This window comes from Nocardiopsis sp. NPDC055879 (assembly GCF_053615935.1).
The window spans coordinates 45,803-64,016 of record NZ_JBSHCT010000006.1 but is presented as its reverse complement, the minus strand read 5'-3'; the positions used below and the strand labels follow the sequence as shown (position 1 = coordinate 64,016).

The 18,214-nt window shown below is 69.9% G+C and carries 19 protein-coding genes; 10 read left to right on the top strand and 9 right to left on the bottom strand.

The window, feature by feature from the left end:
* Positions 1 to 53 precede the first annotated feature (53 nt).
* Entirely contained in the window at positions 54 to 509 is a 456-nt protein-coding gene (locus ACWGKS_RS08565) for a DUF6653 family protein (RefSeq protein ID WP_452522207.1), read from the top strand.
* A gap of 21 nt (positions 510 to 530) precedes the next feature.
* Here ACWGKS_RS08565 and ACWGKS_RS08560 read toward each other — a convergent pair whose 3' ends face one another.
* Entirely contained in the window at positions 531 to 1,157 is a 627-nt protein-coding gene (locus ACWGKS_RS08560) for a TetR/AcrR family transcriptional regulator (RefSeq protein WP_452522205.1), read from the bottom strand.
* A 62-nt stretch (positions 1,158 to 1,219) separates the two neighbouring features.
* Here ACWGKS_RS08560 and ACWGKS_RS08555 point away from each other — a divergent pair, with 62 nt between their 5' ends.
* Positions 1,220 to 2,629, top strand: a complete 1,410-nt coding sequence (locus ACWGKS_RS08555; RefSeq protein ID WP_452522203.1) for an aldehyde dehydrogenase family protein — start codon at positions 1,220 to 1,222, stop codon at positions 2,627 to 2,629.
* Positions 2,630 to 2,735: 106 nt separating this feature from the next.
* Here ACWGKS_RS08555 and ACWGKS_RS08550 read toward each other — a convergent pair whose 3' ends face one another.
* The 3 genes from ACWGKS_RS08550 to ACWGKS_RS08540 all read right to left on the bottom strand — a co-directional run bounded on the left by ACWGKS_RS08550 (position 2,736) and on the right by ACWGKS_RS08540 (position 6,534).
* The gene (locus ACWGKS_RS08550) at positions 2,736 to 3,458 is read right to left on the bottom strand and encodes a polysaccharide deacetylase family protein (RefSeq protein ID WP_452522201.1); all 723 of its coding nucleotides are present in this window, start codon (positions 3,456 to 3,458) and stop codon (positions 2,736 to 2,738) included.
* A gap of 195 nt (positions 3,459 to 3,653) precedes the next feature.
* Entirely contained in the window at positions 3,654 to 5,315 is a 1,662-nt protein-coding gene (locus ACWGKS_RS08545) for a polysaccharide deacetylase family protein (protein WP_452522200.1), read from the bottom strand.
* A gap of 148 nt (positions 5,316 to 5,463) precedes the next feature.
* A complete protein-coding gene (locus ACWGKS_RS08540; protein ID WP_452522198.1) occupies positions 5,464 to 6,534 on the bottom strand; it encodes a pyroglutamyl peptidase in 1,071 nt (356 codons plus the stop codon).
* Between the two features lie 175 nt (positions 6,535 to 6,709).
* Here ACWGKS_RS08540 and amaB point away from each other — a divergent pair, with 175 nt between their 5' ends.
* The 3 genes from amaB to ACWGKS_RS08525 all read left to right on the top strand — a co-directional run bounded on the left by amaB (position 6,710) and on the right by ACWGKS_RS08525 (position 9,362).
* Positions 6,710 to 8,257 (top strand): L-piperidine-6-carboxylate dehydrogenase, encoded by a 1,548-nt coding sequence (amaB, locus tag ACWGKS_RS08535; protein ID WP_452522196.1) that lies wholly within the window; start codon positions 6,710 to 6,712, stop codon positions 8,255 to 8,257.
* 167 nt (positions 8,258 to 8,424) lie between these two features.
* A complete protein-coding gene (locus ACWGKS_RS08530) occupies positions 8,425 to 8,922 on the top strand; it encodes a MarR family winged helix-turn-helix transcriptional regulator (protein ID WP_358506038.1) in 498 nt (165 codons plus the stop codon).
* Between the two features lie 14 nt (positions 8,923 to 8,936).
* Positions 8,937 to 9,362: an organic hydroperoxide resistance protein gene (locus ACWGKS_RS08525; RefSeq protein WP_358506035.1), complete on the top strand. Its 426-nt coding sequence runs from the start codon at positions 8,937 to 8,939 to the stop codon at positions 9,360 to 9,362.
* Here ACWGKS_RS08525 and ACWGKS_RS08520 read toward each other — a convergent pair.
* On the bottom strand, positions 9,337 to 10,347 hold the full coding sequence (locus ACWGKS_RS08520) for a DMT family transporter (protein WP_452522194.1): 1,011 nt from the start codon (positions 10,345 to 10,347) through the stop codon (positions 9,337 to 9,339). The genes ACWGKS_RS08525 and ACWGKS_RS08520 overlap by 26 nt on opposite strands.
* On the opposite strand from ACWGKS_RS08520, the gene ACWGKS_RS08515 reads away from it, so the two are divergent.
* Entirely contained in the window at positions 10,346 to 11,749 is a 1,404-nt protein-coding gene (locus ACWGKS_RS08515; RefSeq protein ID WP_452522193.1) for an aminotransferase-like domain-containing protein, read from the top strand. The two genes, ACWGKS_RS08520 and ACWGKS_RS08515, sit on opposite strands and share 2 nt — an antisense overlap.
* Positions 11,750 to 11,765: 16 nt before the next feature.
* Here the strand turns inward: ACWGKS_RS08515 and ACWGKS_RS08510 are convergent, their stop codons facing one another.
* Positions 11,766 to 12,362, bottom strand: a complete 597-nt coding sequence (locus tag ACWGKS_RS08510; protein ID WP_452456760.1) for a helix-turn-helix domain-containing protein — start codon at positions 12,360 to 12,362, stop codon at positions 11,766 to 11,768.
* An 81-nt stretch (positions 12,363 to 12,443) separates the two neighbouring features.
* Between ACWGKS_RS08510 and ACWGKS_RS08505 the strand changes: the two genes are divergently transcribed.
* Positions 12,444 to 13,451: an NAD(P)/FAD-dependent oxidoreductase gene (locus tag ACWGKS_RS08505; RefSeq protein ID WP_452522191.1), complete on the top strand. Its 1,008-nt coding sequence runs from the start codon at positions 12,444 to 12,446 to the stop codon at positions 13,449 to 13,451.
* Entirely contained in the window at positions 13,448 to 14,122 is a 675-nt protein-coding gene (locus ACWGKS_RS08500) for a class I SAM-dependent methyltransferase (protein ID WP_452456762.1), read from the top strand. The genes ACWGKS_RS08505 and ACWGKS_RS08500 overlap by 4 nt, the downstream gene beginning before the upstream one ends.
* Positions 14,123 to 14,176: 54 nt before the next feature.
* Here the strand turns inward: ACWGKS_RS08500 and ACWGKS_RS08495 are convergent, their stop codons facing one another.
* Genes ACWGKS_RS08495 through ACWGKS_RS08485 form a run of 3 tightly spaced genes read right to left on the bottom strand, consistent with a single transcriptional unit; the run spans position 14,177 to position 15,332 of the window.
* Positions 14,177 to 14,626 carry a DUF6292 family protein gene (locus ACWGKS_RS08495; protein ID WP_452522189.1) on the bottom strand — a complete coding sequence of 150 codons (450 nt, stop codon included), beginning with the start codon at positions 14,624 to 14,626 and terminating at the stop codon, positions 14,177 to 14,179.
* The gene (locus ACWGKS_RS08490) at positions 14,623 to 15,066 is read right to left on the bottom strand and encodes a hypothetical protein (RefSeq protein WP_358506014.1); all 444 of its coding nucleotides are present in this window, start codon (positions 15,064 to 15,066) and stop codon (positions 14,623 to 14,625) included. The genes ACWGKS_RS08495 and ACWGKS_RS08490 overlap by 4 nt, the downstream gene beginning before the upstream one ends.
* Entirely contained in the window at positions 15,063 to 15,332 is a 270-nt protein-coding gene (locus ACWGKS_RS08485) for a helix-turn-helix domain-containing protein (protein WP_358506011.1), read from the bottom strand. Before ACWGKS_RS08485 ends, ACWGKS_RS08490 begins: the two co-directional genes overlap by 4 nt.
* Before the next feature lie 511 nt (positions 15,333 to 15,843).
* Here ACWGKS_RS08485 and ACWGKS_RS08480 point away from each other — a divergent pair.
* Both ACWGKS_RS08480 and ACWGKS_RS08475 read left to right on the top strand, forming a co-directional pair.
* Positions 15,844 to 16,803, top strand: a complete 960-nt coding sequence (locus ACWGKS_RS08480; RefSeq protein ID WP_452522187.1) for a tyrosine-type recombinase/integrase — start codon at positions 15,844 to 15,846, stop codon at positions 16,801 to 16,803.
* A 563-nt stretch (positions 16,804 to 17,366) separates the two neighbouring features.
* Positions 17,367 to 18,131 carry a hypothetical protein gene (locus ACWGKS_RS08475; RefSeq protein ID WP_358506005.1) on the top strand — a complete coding sequence of 255 codons (765 nt, stop codon included), beginning with the start codon at positions 17,367 to 17,369 and terminating at the stop codon, positions 18,129 to 18,131.
* The last annotated feature ends 83 nt before the right edge of the window (positions 18,132 to 18,214 follow it).

The following is an 18,214-nucleotide window of genomic DNA, read 5'->3' as shown; positions in this document are numbered from 1 at the left end:
CGTTTCCGCTCCGGGGATAGCGTCCGTGGTTCGCGAGAGGGAGCGCAGCGCACATGAGCAAGACTTCCCCGGGTGGCGGGTTCGCTCGGATCAGGCGGGCGGTGTTCGCCCGCCACTCGAATCCGTGGAGTGCCTGGAGCCGGTGGGCCACCATCCCGCTGGTCCTGCTCCCCGTCTGGACGCGCAGTCGAGGACAGGCCGCCGCGGTGGCCGTCTGGTTCGCCCTCAATCCGGTGATCTTCCCCCGGCCCGCCCATGAGCGGGCGTGGTCGACGCGGGCGATGCTCGGTGAGGAGCGGTGGATGCTGGAGCGGCCCCGGGACGCGGCCCTGGCCGTCAACGCCGCGGCCACGGCGGCGGCAGTGGTCGCGTTGATCGGGGCGAGGTACCGTCGCCCGTTGCCCACGGCGGTGGCCTGTGCGGCGCAGATGGCGCTCACGCTCGTGTACTGGGAGCAGATGGTCCGCTACCACGACCGCTCGCCGCGACGGGGAGAGCCCGCGTGGTGAGGGCCTCGAAGAGTCCTCGTCTCAGGGGCGATGGCCCAGGGCGCGCAGGAGATAGGGCAGGAGGCGGTCGGCGATGTCGTCGCCGTGGTCACGGCCGTCGTCGTCCGGTAGGAGGAAGGTGTGGCTGACCATGGGGCCGATGACCATCTCGGCGACGACCAGTGGGTCCTCCACCGGTGGGATCTCCTCGCGCAGCACACCGCGCTCCAGCAGGGCCAGGACCCGGTTTTGCAGGGGCAGGATGAACGCGTCGTAGAGGACGTCGGCCAGGGCACGGTTGTGGGCGGCCTCGCCCAGGATGGCGCGCAACAGCAACCCGGAGGGGCCCTGGAGCGCGGCGGCCTTGTCGTGCAGCAGGGCGCCGAGGTCGCCGGGCAGGGTGCCGGTGTCGTGGTCGGGCCCCAGGTCCTCGGCCCAGGCCTGTGCGGCTCCCACGACCAGGTCCTGTTTGGAACTCCAGCGCCGGTAGAGGGTGGCGGTGGAGACACCGGCGCGTCGTGCGACGGCGGCGGTGGTCAGGCCGCTGTAGCCGTTGAGTCGGAGTTCGGTGAGGGTGGCGTCCATCAGCGCGCGGTCCCGGCCGGCGTCGCGGGGCCTCCCTCGGGGGGCGGCCGGTGCGGTCGTGTCGGGCAGATGGTCCGTCGTCATGGGATGAATCCTAGTGGCCGGCACCTGGTAAAAACGAAACGTTTTCGTTTAGTATCCAGGGCATGGCTGACACCGAGACTCCCCAACCCCTGACGTTGACCACCGAGATCCCGCCTGTGGTCGCGCGTCTTCGGTCCACCTTCGACAACGGCCGGACCAAGCCGATCTCCTGGCGAAGGGCCCAGCTGCGGGCGTTGCGCCGGATGCTCACCGAGGAGCGTCCCACCTGGGACAAGGCCCTGAAGGACGATCTGGGCAAGCCCTCCCTGGAGGCGCACACCACCGAGATCGGGTACGTGGTCAATGAGATCGACCACATTCTGAGGAACCTGGCCTCGTGGCTGCGGCCCAAGCGGGTGGGGGTGCCGATGGCGCTGGCCCCGGCCAAGGCGCGATGGGTGCGTGAGCCGTTGGGCACGGTGCTGATCATCAGCCCGTGGAACTATCCACTGAACCTGGCGTTGGCGCCGTTGGCCGGCGCCATCGCGGCGGGTAACAGCGCGGTGGTCAAACCCAGCGAGCTGGCCCCGGCCACCTCCGGCGCGCTCGCCGAGTTGGTGCCGCGCTACCTGGACACCGAGGCCGTGGCCGTGGTCGAGGGCGGGGTGCCCGAGAGCACCGCCCTGCTGGAGGAGCGGTTCGACCACATCTTCTACACCGGCAACGCGGCGGTGGCGCGGATCGTGATGGCGGCCGCGGTCAAGCACCTGACACCGGTGACGTTGGAGCTCGGCGGCAAGAGCCCGGCGGTGGTGGAGCCGGGCGTGGACCTGGCCACCACGGCTCGGCGTCTGGTCTGGGGCAAGTTCACCAACGCGGGCCAGACCTGTGTGGCCCCGGACTACGTGTTGGCCATCGGCGACACCGCGCGAGGGCTCCAGCGTGAGTTGGCGACGGCGATCACCGAGATGTTCGGCTCCGACCCCAAGACGAGTCCCGACTACGGGCGCATCGTCAACGAGCGGCACTTCGACCGGCTCAGCGCGTTGTTGGACAGTGGTGAGGTCGTCGCCGGTGGACGCGCCGATCGTGATTCGCTGTACATGGAGCCCACGGTGTTGGGCGGTGTGGACCCCGACAGCCCGGTGATGGCGGAGGAGATCTTCGGTCCGATCCTGCCGGTGATCACGGTCCCGGACCTGGACGCGGCGATCCGGTTCGTCAATGAGCGGGACAAGCCGTTGGCGCTGTACGGGTTCACCGACTCAGAGGTCACCAAGCGACGGTTGATCACCGAGACGTCCTCGGGCGGGGTCGCGTTCGGGCTGCCGATCGCGCACCTGGCCGTGCCGGACCTGCCCTTCGGCGGTGTGGGTGAGAGCGGGATGGGCGCCTACCACGCCGAGGCCTCCATCGAAACGTTCTCGCACGTCAAGCCGGTGTTGGACAAGTCGTTGGCGCTGGACACGATGAAGCTGGCCTACGCCCCGATCACGGAGTTCAAGGAGAAACTGATGCGTCGGATGGTGTGAGGCGGCGCCGGTATCGCGAAGGTCGGCCGGGCGGTCCGAACACGAGGGGGATCCTCCGCGTGTTCGGACCGCGGTGTGTTACCCCTCACGGTTCCGACCCGCCCGGTCAACCCAGGGAACGGGCGTCGGAGTAGGCGGTGCCGGCCTCGACCTCGGAGCCCATCATCTCGTCGACGGTCACGAACTCGTAGCCGTCCTCGGAGAGGGTCTCCAGCACGTCGGGGATGGCCTCGACGGTGGTCTCGTGGATGTCGTGGAAGAGCAGGACGCTGCCCTCGTCGGTCTCCTCTTCGGCGATGTCCACGGTGGTCTCGGGGTCACGGTGCTGCCAGTCCAGGGTGTCGACGTCCCACAGGAGCATGGGCTTGTCGATGGTCTCGCGGGCGGTGTCGCTGAGGGAGCCGTAGGGCGGGCGCATGGTGGTGGGCGTCTGACCGGTGACGTCCTTGATGGCCTTGTCGGTGCGCTGGAGGTCGTCCTTGATCTTGCTCGCCGACAGAGTGGCCAGGTCGGCGTGGTCCCAGGTGTGGTTGCCGACCTCGTGGTCTTCCCGGACCATGCGCTCGACCTCCTCGGTGTGGGAGTCGAGTTTGGTGCCCAGGACGTAGAAGGTGGCCTTGGCGTCGTTCTCGTCGAGGATGTCGAGGAGTTCGTCGGTGTGCTCACCGGGGCCGTCGTCGAAGGTCAGGGCCACGCACTTGACGTCGGCGCAGTCGGGTCGGGGGCGTTCGGTGTCCGCGGCCGCGGGGAGCGTGGTCAGGGTCAAGAGCCCGGTGGTGGCCAATACCCCGCCAGCGGCGGCCTTACGCATCAAAGAGGTAACGTTCACGCGTCGAAATGTATGCGAAGTTTCGGGTGGGGGCAAAGGTAAGCCCAGTTCAGAGCCTCGAAGTGAGCAAGGACTCCTCGCTCCGTCAGGGGGATGGAACGAGGGTCGCGCCGTGCCCCAGGGGATGCGGGGGCCGGATGGCACACGCAGAAGGGGCCGGGGCGTCGTCCACGCCCCGGCCCCTTCTACCCCCGATCAATTCAGTCGGGCGTCGGTGATGACCTCGCCCGCCTCCATATCGTTCAATCCGAACAGGTCCTTGACCGTCACGAAGTGGTAGCCCTCCTCGTGCAGGCCCGCCAGGACCTTCGGGATGGCGTCCACGGTGGACTTGTGGATGTCGTGGAAGAGCACCACGCTGCCCGCCTGGGTCTCGTCCAGGGCGTGCTTGGACACGGCCTTGGTGTCGCGGCTCTCCCAGTCCATGGTGTCCACGTCCCACAGGATGAGCGGATGCCCGGTGGCGCTGCGCACGGTGGCGTTGAGCGAGCCGTAGGGCGGGCGCATGGTCACCGGGGCCTCGCCGGTGATCTCCTCGATGGCGTCGTCGGTGCGCTGTAGGTCCTTTCGGATGGCGTCGTCGGACATGGTGGCCAGATCGTCGTGCTTCCAGGTGTGATTGGCGACCTCGTGTCCTTCGGCGGCGGTGCGCTCGACCACGTCGGGGAACTCGCCCACCAACGAGCCCAGGACGTAGAAGGTGGCCTTGGCCTGGTAGTCGTCCAGGCTGTCCAGCAGCGCCTCGGTGTGCTCACCGGGGCCGTCGTCGAAGGTCAGGGCCACACATTTGGCCTGGGCACAGTCCAAGGTGGTGCCTTCGGTGGTGGCCTCGGGCCCCAGGTCCAGGCTCTCGGTCGAGGCGTTGCCGTGGACGGCGGCGTCCCGGGCCTGGTAGCCCAGTTCGGACAGTGTCTCCTCGGCCACCTCGGGTTCGATGGGAACCAGGACCTCGTCGTCGTTGCCGGACCCGGGCACCTGGTCGGGGGCCATGCGTACGGCCAGGCCGCCGGCGGTGCTGAAGGCCAGGTCGGCCAGTGGCGAGTGGGCCCAGGCATCGGCCACCTCTTGGGCCTGGTCGGGGTCGGTGAGGTCGGCCTCCCCCGGAGGCAGGGCCGCACGCTCGTCCCCGTCGGAGTCGTCGGTGTCATCGGAACGGTCGGAGCCGTCCTCGTCCTCGGAGTCCTTGGATTGGTCGGAGGAGTCGGCGGGCGCCGGTTGCTCCTTGGTGTCGCGGCCCTCCCCCTCCTGGGTCTCGCTCTCCCGGCCCTGCTGTTCGGTGGCCAGGGACTCGGCGTAGGCGGCGACCTCGCCGAGCGGGTCGGGCAGTTCCTCGTCGGCCAGTTCGTACTCCTCCCGCAGGACATCGACCAGGTTCACGTGTGCCTGGGCCAGGGCCTGTTCGTCACGGAACAGGGAGGTCCAGGGCAACACCTGCCCGCCATGGGCGTCGTACCACAGCGTGGAGGACTCGGGGCCCTGCGCGGTGGAGTCGACGACGTTGAGGCGTAGGCCGATGACGTCGGCGGAAGCGGCCAACAGTTCGGTGTCCTGGTTCAGTTCGGGAGCGCGCCCCTCGGGTGCCTCTTCCAGGAAGGCGGTCTGGCGTTCGGCCATGGCGGTGCGCACTTGGATCGAAAGCGGGTGCGACTCACCCAGTACCGGATACCGGTAGCTCACCGTGTTGTGGTCGGTTTCCACGGACACGGTGCGTGTGTGCAGGTCCGGTAGGTCGGCGGAGATGAATCCGATGGCTTCGGCGTAGGGATCGGTCGTGTCCGCCGCCTGGCAGCCGGGGAGCAGAAGCAGCCCCAGGGCGCTACAGACGGTGACTTTTCGTTGCAGTGAGGTGACAACCACGGGTGGACCATATCGAAGGAGGGGGGTCCTGAGTGGGACGCAGCGCGACCTTAGCATTTCAAAGAGTAATAAATCGCCCCATCGTGGGTGGAATGCGAAGTTCGGGGCCCGACACGCGACCGGGCGCGTCGGGCCCCGAAAGAAGGCTCTACTCCGTCACCGCCGCGGCCACGAGCAGGCGCAACTGTTCCCCCATCGGCACGTGCTCGTCCGGGCGGGTGGTCCGCGGCAGGTGCACGTGACCCGAACGCGCCCCGGTGCCGGTCCGATCACGCAACACGGTGTTGCGGTAGGCGATCTCGTTGGACAGGTAGTCCCCGCCGCCACCGGCCCGGGCGGCAGAGCCCTCGCTCGGTCCCTGGGGGCGCCGCACCTCTTCGTCCGCGTCCGCCGCCACCTCGACGACCTCGGTGTTGGCCACCACGATGAAGGGGCCCGAGGCCGCCTCCACCATGCGCTCCACCGGCAGGGACGAACGCGTCCACTGGGGACCCGGCCCCTCGGGTAGCGGGATCTGCCCGGTGCGACCCACACCGACGTTGTCCAGGCCCCCTCCGCGCCAGGCGCCGTTGAACACCTCCAGGTCGAAGCGGTCGGGGCGACCACGGCTCAGGGTCAGTGCGGCGTCGACGACACCGTGCCGGGTGGCCAGGGCGTCCTCCACCAGGCCGTGGGCGAAGTCGTCCCAACGCACCGGGAACAGCGCCGAGCGCACCACCGCGGTGCGCTCGCCCACGGGGAAGGTCCAGCCGTGCAGGGCCAGGGCGGCGGCCCCGGAGGGGTTGGAGCACTCCAGGTCCTCCTCCAGCCCGAAGGGGTCGAAACCGGTCACGACCACGCGCACCCACCGGTCTCCCGGTGGGAATTCCAGGTCGGTGATGCCGCGGGAGGTGCGTTCCCACAGGCGCAGGAGTTCGGCGTGCTCGTCCGGGCTCAGATCGAAGGACGGACTCCAGGCGCGTAGGCGCGCCGAGAGGGTGAGTCTGGCCCAGTACAGGGGGCGGTCGTCCACGGGGCCGTTGGTGGAGGTCCGGGTGGCCTCGGTCCACAGGCGGGAGGCGTGGGAGGTGACCACCTCCCGGACCTGTTCGTAGGTGGTGGAGTCGCGCAGGTCGGCGTTGAAGAGAGGATCGGCGGCGTCGAATCCGGACCGGGCCAGCGACCTGCGGGGGAAGGGCAGGCGGGCGCGGTCCTCTTCGAGGGTGGTGGCAGGGTGCACGGGGTGGTCTGTCCGAGTCGGGGATGGGCCCGCCGAGTCTAACGTTCACGGGTGACGAAAAAGCCGTGAAGGCCCGTGGGGCGGGGCGAGAGTGACGATGGGTCTGGTTTGTGGGGCGCGGAGTTGGCAAGGTGTGAGGTGTCCGTCGTCCCTCTCAACGGAGAGAGCAAAACTGATGACCAACGGTTCCCTACCCGACACGCAGGTCCTCGCCGAACGCGCGCGGACCGCTTTGGAACGGTGCGGTGTGACCCATCTGCCCGAGCCGGTCGGAGCGAGCGGGAGTGCCCGCACACCGATCACCGGGCAGGACCTGTTCGACGTGGAGTTCGATACCCCCCAAAGCGCCGAACGGGCCGTGACCGAGGCCGCCGAGACCTTCGCTTCCACCTGGCGTGACACCCCCGCGCCCCGGCGCGGAGAACTGGTGCACCGTCTGGGCGAGTTGCTGCGCGAACACAAGGGGGACCTGGCCGAGCTGGTGACCATCGAGGCGGGCAAGATCCGCTCCGAGGCGCTGGGCGAGGTGCAGGAGATGATCGACATCTGCGACTTCGCGGTGGGGTTGTCACGCCAGTTGTACGGGCGCACCATGCCCTCGGAGCGTCCCGGGCACCGGCTGATGGAGACCTGGCACCCCTTGGGGGTGGTCGGGGTGATCACCGCCTTCAACTTCCCGGTGGCGGTGTGGTCGTGGAATACCTGTGTGGCCCTGGTGTGCGGTGACACGGTGGTGTGGAAGCCCTCGGAGACGGCCTCGCTGACGGGGTTGGCCTGCCACGGGTTGTTGATGCGCGCGGCCGCGGACGTGGGCGCCCCGGAAGGGGTGCACCGGGTGGTGCTGGGCGGCGCCGAGGTGGGTTCGGTGCTGGTGGAGGACGCCCGGGTGGCGTTGGTGTCGGCGACCGGGTCCACGGCGATGGGTCGCGCGGTGGCGCCGAAGGTGGCGGCTCGGATGGGTCGGTACCTGTTGGAGCTGGGGGGTAACAACGCCGCGGTGGTGGCGCCCTCGGCCGACCTGGACCTGGTGGTGCGCGGCAGCGTGTTCTCCGCCGCGGGCACGGCCGGTCAAAGGTGTACGACGCTGCGCCGGCTGATCGTGCACGAGGACGTGGTGGAGGCGGTGTGTGAGCGGGTGGTGGACGCCTACGCCCAGCTGCGCGACCGGATCGGTGACCCCTATCAGGAATCGACCCTGGTGGGGCCGTTGGTGGGCGAGCGCGGTCACAAGGCGATGGTCTCGGCGCTGGAGCGGGCCCAGGGCGATGGTGGGCGGGTGCTGGTGGGCGGTGGACGCCGGTTGGAGGAGGAGGCCGGTGACGCCTTCTACGTGGAGCCGGCCGTGGTGCGCATGCCGTCCCAGACCGAGGTGGTGCGGGAGGAGACCTTCGCGCCGATCCTGTACGTGATGTCCTACCGCACCTTCGAGGAGGCGGTGGAGCTGCACAACGGGGTGCCGCAGGGGTTGAGCTCGGCGATCTTCACCCAGGACCAGGCCGAGGCCGAGCGTTTCCTGTCGGCGGCAGGGTCGGACTGCGGGATCGTCAACGTCAACATCGGTACCTCGGGGGCCGAGATCGGTGGGGCCTTCGGTGGCGAGAAGGACACCGGTGGGGGACGGGAGTCGGGTTCGGACTCGTGGAAGGCGTACATGAGGCGGGCCACCAACACCGTCAACTACGGCGGTGAGCTGCCCTTGGCCCAGGGCGTGGAGTTCTTGTGAGGTGATCGGCGGAGCCCGTGCCCCCAGGGGTGCGGGCCCCGCCAGGGCGCCCGTTCTCGGCCGGGCGAGGACACCGACCAAAATAGTCGCGCCCAATAGTGTTGTGCACAACCGAATTCTGTTAGCGTGGCCGACGAACGCCGAGACGCGCATCGTGGGGAGGGGACATGGCCGGCACCGAGGAGGGGGACCCCCTCGCTCTGGACAACCAGCTGTGCTTCGCCCTCTACACCGCCTCCCGGGCCCTGACCGGGCTCTACCGGGAGATCCTGACCGAGCTGGAGCTGACCTACCCGCAGTACCTGGTGATGCTGGTGCTGTGGGAACGGGGGACGTTGCCGGTCAAGGAACTGGGGCTGGCGTTGAGCCTGGACACCGGTACGCTCTCGCCCCTGCTGCGTCGGATGGAGGGGGCGGGGCTGCTCACCCGCAGACGCGGACCCGAGGACGAACGCATCGTCCACGTGGCTCTCACCGATGAGGGCGAGCGCCTACGAGAGCGCGCAGAGGGGATTCCCCCTCGTGTCCTGTGCGCCACCGACCTGCCCGAGGGCAAGGTCGAGGACCTGCGTGCGCTACTCGACCACGTCACCCGTTCGGTGACCGCCCAGGCGGGGCACCGAACCACATCGCGAACGGGGCCGAGCGAGCGGCTCGACCCCTGAGGAAGGGACAAGTCATGGCTTTCCAGAAGATGTACACGGCCAGCGCCACCGTCACCGGTGAGGGCCGCAAGGGCTCGGGCAAGACCGACGACGGCCGCCTGTCGGTGGACCTGTCGGTGCCCAAGGGCGTGGGCGGCGACGACGGCCCGGGCACCAACCCCGAGCAGCTCTTCGCCGTCGGGTACGCGGCCTGCTTCCACGGTGCCCTGAAGAAGGTCGCCGCCCAGACCAAGGCCGACGTGTCCGGATCCAGCATCGACTCCCAGGTCACCCTGGGCAAGGACGAGGGTCTGGACCTGGTGGTCGACCTGACCGTGAACCTGCCGAACCTGTCGCAGGAGGAGGCCGACAAGCTGGTCGAGGACGCCCACCAGGTGTGCCCCTACTCGCGCGCCACCCGCGGCAACATCGTGGTCAACCTGGCCGCGAAGACCGCCTGAGCGTAGCCGCTCGCCCGCGGGGCCGTACCCACCCGGTGTGGGTACGGCCCCGCTCGTGCGTGCCCGGTTCCAGGCGTGCCCGCACCGCCACGGCGGCGCAGGCCAGCACGGCCGCGCCACCGGCCAGGACGGGCCCGGTCAGGGGCTCGCCCAGCAGCAGGGCGGCCCAGGTGATGGTCATGACCGGTTGGGTGAGTTGGACCTGGCTTACGCGGGCCATGGGGCCGATGGCCAGCCCCCGGTACCAGGCGAAGAACCCCAGGTACATGCTGACCAAGGCCAGGTAGGCGAAGGCCGCCCACTGGGCGGCGGTGGCCTGGGGCGGATGCTGGGAGAGCGACCACAGGGTCAGGGGAAGGGTCACCGGGGCGCTGAGGACCAGCGCCCAGGACACGGTCTGCCAGGCACCTAGTTCCCGGGCGAGTAGGCCGCCCTCGGCATACCCGAGGGCTGCGGCCACGACCGCGCCGAACAGCAGCAGGTCGAACAGGTCGGGTGGCCCGGGAGCGGCGCCGGTGAGCGTGGCGAAGGCGACCGCGGCCACGGCTCCCAGGGCGACCATGGCCCAAAAACGCGCACCGGGGCGCTCGCCGGTGCGAAGCACGGCCACGGTGGCGGTCGCGGCCGGCAGCAGGCCGATGACGACGGCGCTGTGCGCGGCGCCGGTACCGGTCAGCGCCAGCGAGGTCAGTACGGGAAAACCGACGACGATTCCCGCGGCGACCAGACCCAGTCGGGCCCACTGCCAAGGGCGTGGAAGACGTTGTCGGGTCAGGACCAGGGCGCCGGCGGCGAGCAGGGCCGCCACGACCGCCCGACCGGTGCCGGTGAACAGGGGTGCCAGGCCTCCGTCGGCCACGGCCAGGCGGGTCAGGGGGACGGTGAGGGAGAAGGCCGCCACGCCCAATAGGCCCCAGCCCAGACCGGCCCGCGAGATGAGTAGCGGTGGCGCCTCTTGCGCGATAGCGCTATCGTGTTTCTTCATGTCCAACGATAGCAGTGGGCGGATCGTGGCGTGGCTTCGCGAGTGGATCGGTGGGGCCGCGCCCGGGGCGAGGCTGCCCACCAGCCGGGAGTTGGTGGCCCGCCACGGGGTGAGCCCGGTGACGGTGCAGAAGGCGCTGCGCGTGCTGGTGACGCAAGGGCTGGTGGAGAGTCGACCCGGGGCGGGTTCCTTCGTGCGCGCTCCTCGGGTGGTGCGCGCCCGTGACTACGGTTGGCAGAGCGCCGCTCTGGGCGCCTCCCCAAGGGCCCGGCGTCCCTCGGTGGCGCTTCGCACCGCCCCCAACGACGTCATCGCCCTGCACTCGGGCTATCCGGATCGGGAACTGCTGCCCGAGTCCTTGGTGCGTTCGGCCCTGGCACGGGCCGGCCGGGGCGGGGCGGTGGTGGATCGACCTCCGGCGGCGGGCCTGGCCGAATTGCAGGAGTGGTTCGCCGCCGCCCTGGCCGAGTCGACCCCGGGCACGCTCAGCCCGGTCACGGCCGGGGACGTGGTGATCTTCCCCGGCAGCCAGAGCGGGCTGAGTACGGTGTTCCGTTCCTTGGCGGGCCCGGGGAGACCGGTGTTGATGGAGTCGCCCACCTACTGGGGCGCCATCTCCGCGGCGGCGCGATCGGGGATCGCCGCGGTGCCGGTGCCCAGCGGGGCGTACGGACCGGACCCGGTGGAGTTGGACCGGGCGTTCGCCACTACGGGGGCGCGCGCCTTCTACGCCCAACCCACCTTCGCCAACCCGACCGGTGCCCGGTGGTCGACGCGCACCATCGAGGAGGTGCTGGAGGTGGTGCGCTCGCACGGGGCGTTCCTGATCGAGGACGACTGGGCGCACGACTTCGGGATCGACGCCGACCCCGTTCCGGTGGCGGCCCGTGAGGACGACGGGCACGTGGTGTACGTGCGTTCGCTGACCAAGAGCGTGTCGCCGGCGGTGCGGGTGGCGGCGGTGGTGGCCCGTGGGCCGGTGCGGGAACGGGTGTCGGCCGGGGCCCAGAGCGAGTCGATGTACGTGTCCGGTGTGCTGCAACAGGTGGCCTTGGACGTGGTCACCCGCCCGGCCTGGCACACACACGTGAAGGGGTTGCGCCGGCGGTTGGCCCAGCGTCGGGACCTGTTGGTGGCGGCGTTGACCGAGCACGCCCCCACCACGATGGTGGAGGCGGTGCCGGCGGGCGGGTTGAACCTGTGGGTGCGACTGCCCGAGGGGAGCGACGTCAAGGCCCTGGCGCGTCGGTGCGAGGAGGAGGGGGTGTTGGTGGCGCCGGGCGATGAGTGGTTTCCGGCCGAGCCGGCCGGACCCTACCTTCGGCTCAACTACGCCGGTCCCGATCCGGGCGGTTTCGTCGAGGGCGCCCGTCGGCTGGGCCGGGTGCTGTCCCGGGGGTGAGGGCGTCGACGGGTCTTCAGGCGGGTCGATCACCCTGCTTGGGGCGGGCGCGCAGGTGGGCCTTCTCGCCCTGTGCTCCGAAGAGGCTGAGGAACTCCACCGCGCGCTCGTCGGCGGAACCGAACCAGTGGGGGACACGGGTGTCGAACTCGGCGGCCTCACCGGCCTTGAGAACCAGGTCGTGTTCGCCCAGGACCACGCGCAGGCGTCCGTTGAGGACGTAGAGCCACTCGTAGCCCTCGTGGGTGCGGGGGTCGGGTTCGCGGCGGTCGGTGCCCGGTGGAAAGACGAGTTTGTAGGCCTGGATGCCGCCGGGGCGACGGGTCAGGGGGATCATCGTCATGCCGTCTCGGGTGGTGGCACGCATGTGGATACGCGGGTCGCCGGTGGGTGGTGCGTCGACGAGTTCGTCGAGGGTGACCCCGTAGGCGCGCGCCAGGGGCAGGAGGAGTTCGAGGGTGGGTCTGCGCTCGCCGGTCTCCAACCGTGACAGGGTGCTCACCGAGATGGCGGTGGTGGTGGCCAGGTCGGACAGGGTGATGCCGCGTTGGGTGCGCAGGGTGCGCAGGCGTGGTCCGACGGAGTTCAGAGCCTGATCGAGATCGTGGTCCATCCCCGTATTTTGCCACACCGGCAACAGGGCTTGTCGGATGGTGGGGGCGGGGCGCACTGTGGTCCGTGGAGGTGGTCCACAGTGGACGATCAGGTCGAGGACTTCTACGAGGTGTTGGTGATCGGCGGCGGCGCGGCGGGGCTGAGCGGGGCGCTCACCCTGGCCAGGGCCCGACGATCGGTGCTGGTGGTGGACGCGGGTGAGCCGCGCAACGCCCCGGCGGCCGGGGTGCACGGTCTGCTGGGCCTGGAGGGCACGCCCCCGGGTGAGCTGTTGGAGAGGGGGCGGGCCGAGGCCCGCTCCTACGGGGCCCACGTCACGCGGGGGCGGGTGCGCTCGGTCGAGGGCGAGGCGGGCGCGTTCGTGGCCTCGCTGGAGGACGGGCGCACGGTGGGAGCGGCCCGGGTGCTGGTGGCCACCGGACTGGTCGACGAACTGCCCGACATCCCCGGACTGGCCGAGCGCTGGGGCCGCGACGTACTGCACTGCCCCTACTGCCACGGGTGGGAGGTACGTGACGAACCCATCGGAGTGCTGGCCACCGGGCCGATGTCGGTGCACCAGGCGCTGATGTTCAGCCAGTGGAGCGCGGACGTGCTCTTCTTCGCGAACGGGACCACGGTGGAGGACGAACAGGCCGAGCGGCTGGCCGTGCGCGGCATCAAGGTGATCGAGGACCGGGTGGCCGGGGTGGAGACGGTCGCCGATGCCCTGGCGGGGGTACGTCTGGCCGGGGGAGGACTGGTGGAGCGCCGGGCACTGGTCGTGGCCGGCCGGATGGTGGCCAGGGTCGACTTCCTGGCCCCGCTGGGTCTGGCACCGGTGACCCACCCCATGGGAGTGGGCGAGCACCTGACGGTGGATGCCATGGGCCGCGCCGAGGTGGCCGGGGTGTGGGTGGCGGGCAACGCCACCGACGTGTCCGCCCAGGTGGGGGCCTCCGGAGCGGCCGGCACCCTTGTCGCGGCGCAGATCAACGCCGACCTCGTCAACACCGAGATCGACCGGGCCCTGGCCGCGCGGCGCCCCTTCTCGGCCGAGGCCGAGCGTGAGGTGGCCGCGCGTGTGGGCCAGGGGCACCGACTGTGAGCAACGACGACGGGGGGACGCACATGGGGAACGACTTCGACCGGGAGTTCTGGGAAGAACGCTACCGGGACGGCCACGGGCACGGTGAGCACGGGCAGCACGGGCCGGGTGAGCCCAACCCGCAACTGGTGGCCGCCGCCGGCGACCTGGATCCGGGTCGGGTATTGGAGGTCGGCGCCGGGCTGGGCGCCGACAGTCTGTGGCTGGCCCGGCACGGCTGGGAGGTCACCGCGGTGGACATCTCCGCCAACGCGCTGGAGCGGGCCCGGGCATCGGTGGGCAGGGTCGACGCCGAGGCCGCCGCGCGCATCCGGTGGGTGCGGGCCGACGCCGGCGCACTCGACCCGCACCTGAGCGGGTTCGACCTGGTCACCAGCCACTACGCACACCCCGAGGGGCCCTTCGTGAAGCTGGTGGAACACCTGGCCGACCGGGTCGCGCCGCGGGGGCGGCTGCTCATCGTGGGCCACGACCCCTCCGACGCCCACGGGCACGCCCCGCACGCCGGCCACGGGCGCGCCCACGTGGCGCCTGAGGAGGTGACGGCGGTACTGGGAACCGACCGGTGGCGGGTGCTGGCGGCGGAGCCGCGGTCGCGCACACGCCGCCGTGGTGACGGCACCGAGGTGACCATGACCGACGCTGTGGTGCTGGCCCACAGGGTCCGCTGACGGGTGTGGGGTCCTCCTTCCCTCCCGTTTCGAAGGAGGACTCTCCCGGGAGGGTTACAGATCCCGGTAGGCCGCCAGTCGGCGTTCGAAGACCACGTCCACCGGATGGGCGAACAGGCGGGAACGATCCAGGACCATCACCAGCTGTCGGGTCCCCGGCCTCAGCAGGGCGGTGACGGCGTGGGCGAAGGCCTCCGGTTCCAGTAGGGGCTCGGCGCCAAGGACCAAGGGACGACGGACGGACTGTTCCAGCCGGGCCCAGCCGCGCTGTTCGTCCCAGGTCAGCAGGACGTCGTCGTGGTCGGGTCCGTCCAGACGCACCAGCGCTCCGCGGGTGTCGCTCCGTTGCAGGTGGCTCTCGGGGAAGTGGACCCGCGGGGCGTGGTCGACCCCCTTGCGCAACCGTTCGGCGCACGCGTGCACGTAGGCGTGGTGGTTGAGCGGCCAAGGAGTGGTGTTGACGTCCACGTACAGCAGACGGGACGAGGATGGGGGAGTGGTCACCTCTCGGACTCCTGTTCGGGGGTGTCCCCGTCGGGGGCGCGGGTGCCGGAAAGGACGGTGAAGAGCACCGTGACGGCGTATCCGGAGTGGTGGCCGCGCAGGGTCACCACACGTTCGCGGCCCTGGGAGCGTTCGCGCCTGGCCTCGGTGGGCGCGTGCAGGCGGGCGCGCCAGCGGGAGACGACCCCGTCGGGGCCGAACAGTGAGGAGGCCAGACCACCGCCGTGCACGGCGGCGTAGTGGACGGTGGTCAGCCCGTTGGTGTCGGTGACACACGTGGTCAGGGCCGGCCACAGCCCGGGGTCCGCCTCGATCAGGGCGGCCACGTCGCGAGCGCACGCGGTCAGTCTGCGGGGTCCGGAGACCGAGGGCTCGATCGGTCGGGTCGGTTCGCGCCTGGGAAGGGCCGGAATTCTTTCGGCTGTGGGTAGTGTATTCACGGGGCACCACCTTTCAACGGTGTCTGTGATCCGTGCTCGTGGTCGATTCGGGATTCGCGTACGGCGTTGTCGACGTACTTGTTGAGTGATTCGCACGTGATTCTACGAATCCATTTCTTGGGTCCGATCTTCACCGACTCCAGTTCTTCGCTGTAGCAGAGGTCATATACCACGCGCTCTGATACATCGAGTATTTGGGCGGCTTTGCGGACACTGACCAGGAGCTTTTTCTGCTCGATGACGCGGAGTTCCCGCGGTTGGGTCATAACGTGAACCTAGCAATCGCAGTGAAGCGTGTACAGGGGTGGGTCTTGAGTGAACACGCCCTGGTAATTCCAGCATGTCAGGGATCGGGACCAGGGTCCCTTCGGTTCTTCCCTCCCGAAGACCTCTTCATACTCTGCGAGCCCTTGCGCCCTTTGAGTAGGGGGTTAACGCGACCGGAGTTTAAAATGCAGGAAGATTTTTTTCGGTCGACGAACGCACGATGACGACGGCCGGGTGAGCACGAAACGAGCGGGGGCGGACGTCCGAAGACGCCCGCCCCCGCTCACGGTGTGGTGCGGGCCGCCGCGCCCACGGGTTCACCGTGGTCGATGATGGGGTCCGAGTAGGAACGGAACGGTGAGTTCCGGTAACTGTCACATCTGTTGACACCCTTGGTTCACATTTCCGCCCCTTCGCCAGCAGGACACGTAGTTCGCAGGTGACTTGCACGGCCTCGCTGCGGGAGGCTCTACTTCTGGAAACACACGCACCGGGCGACCGCGCCGAACCGTGGCGTTGCCCGGCGACCTGGACGCAGAACGTGCGACCTTCGCCGCGAGGCTGGCCTCGGCGACCGACCTGGGCGCGGCCACCCGCGACAAGTACCTGCGCAACGTCGGCCACTTCCTGGCCTGGCTCGCCGACGCGCGCGAGGCCGGCGCGCTGGACGGCGACCCGCTCACCGATACGAACGCGCGGGATTGGGCGGTGCGCGACTGGCGGCGCACCTTGAAGAACACCCGCACCCGCGGGGGCGCTCGCCTGTCGGCGGCCACGATCAACAACCGGCTCGCCGCGCTGGACGCCTTCTTCGCCCTGCGCGGCTCGGGGCGCCCCGCAGTGGTGCGCGAACACCTGAGCCGCCCCTCCGCGCCCCGGGCGTTGGACCAGCGCACGCTGCTGCGGTTCCTGCGCACCGTGGCCCGGGACGCCTCGGTGCGTGACCGGGTGATCTGCCACCCGGCCTACTACGCCGGGCTGCGCATCGCCGGGATCGTCGCCTTGGACGTGGCCGACCTCCGGGCCTCGGCCCGCAAGGGCACGGTGCGAGTACGTGGCAAGGGACGCCTGGGCGGAAAAGACCGCACGGTGCCGTTGCACGCCGAGATCCGCTCCTCCCTCGAACTCCTCCTGGACGATCTCGGCCGCCCCGGCGCGGGACCGCTGGTGCGCAACTACGACGGGGGCCGGCTGTCGACGCGGGCAGCCGCCGCGGCGGTCACCGCGCTGGGCGCGGCGGCGGGGGTCGGACCGTCAGATGACGGCGAGGTGTTCGGTCCGCACGTGCTGCGCCGCACCTTCGGCACCGACCTGGTGCGCGGCCGTGGCGAGCCGGCACGCGAGCCGGTCGACCTGGTCACGGTCGCCGAACTGATGGGACACGCCGACATCAACACCACCCGCCGCTACGCCCTGCCCACCGAAGCCGATAAGGCCGCCGCGCTGGAGGCGCTCACGGTGGACCGATGACCGGTCCACGCACGCCCCCGTTCCTCGAGGTCCATCCCGTCATCCGTCGGCGCGCTCCGCGCGAGCACGCCGTGTCCGGGGTGCCACCTCGCGGAGCGAGGCTCGGCCCGGGAACGCTGCCGGGTGACCGGGTGGAGCGACGTAGAGCGGAAGCCGCAGCTCCCGGTGGCGCGGAGGGCTGGCGGCCTCGGGCTCGGTGTGCTGGTCTTCGACCGCTGGTGGGTGACGGGGTGAGAGCTGAGGGTCCCTGCCCCGGCCACAGCAGAGGTGCACCCGACTGGCCTCCCCTCCCCAACCTGGATTCCTGAGGCCCTCGCCGGAGGCGTTTGGGCTGTGGTAGACCGCCGGGTTTTCTGCCACAGTGGCGGCTGGGATGCAAGGGGTATTGAGGCCTTGGTATAGGCCTACTTCTCCTACTATTGCCGTGAGCAGTGATTTCACTGCTTAGTGTGACCGAAGGTGGCCCCGTGCGATTGTCTCGCCGCCGCTACGGCAAGGGGAGGGTCTGACCCCATCCATCCCTCATCGAGAGGACCCCCATTCGTACGATCAACGTGATCGGTGTGGTCACCGCAGCGTTTCTGATGATCCCGGCCGGAACGGCTGTGGCATCGCCGACGCCGCCAAGAGCGGGTTCGGTTGAGGTGTCGTCGGCCCAGTCGGCCACCGAATGTTCTGACAACGGCGCCGTGGCCGCGGGCGCCAACCAAGATGACGCGTACGACATGGCCCTGATCGAGGGCGCACCGGCCGAACGGCTCACGGCCGATGTGTCCGCGCTCGTCGGCGACGGCGAAGTGACGGTGCACGCGTCGGCCGAGGCCCTGGTGCGCGACGGAGCCAAGGCCTACCAGATCGAGACCGACTCGGACCAGCCGCAGCACACGTCGGTGAGTGTCCCGATCTCGGGCGGCTACAGCGAGCCATTGAGTAACCTGACGGTTCTCTTCGATGCTGAGGGCGCCGTCATCCAGTACGCCGAGACCCTGTACAGCCAGGCCGACTCCGGCAATTTCCACATCAGCAGCTACGTGGACGGTGCGCTCACGCAGAGCGAGGACACCGGTATCCCGTTCGTGGGTGACGAGCAGCTCCGTGACGAGACAGCGGCCGCGAACGAAGCGGTCGCCGAGAGCGCCAACACGGGCGCGTGCGTCGCCGCGGTGCTCGGTGTCAGCGGCGCGGTGGGCGCCGCCATCGCCTATGCCTGCGTCGGTTCCTGCTCCGTTCCCATGACTCCTGTCACCGCCCCGGTCTGCGCGGCGTGCGTCGGCGGGTTCGCGGTCGTCGGCGGTGCTTCGATCACAGCGATCGCGAGCTGTTTCTGAGGTGATCACCATGTCTAAAGGGAAGGGGTCTTACCGGCTCTTCCTCGCCTTTCTCATCCCCATGGCGTTGGCCGGGGCGGGAT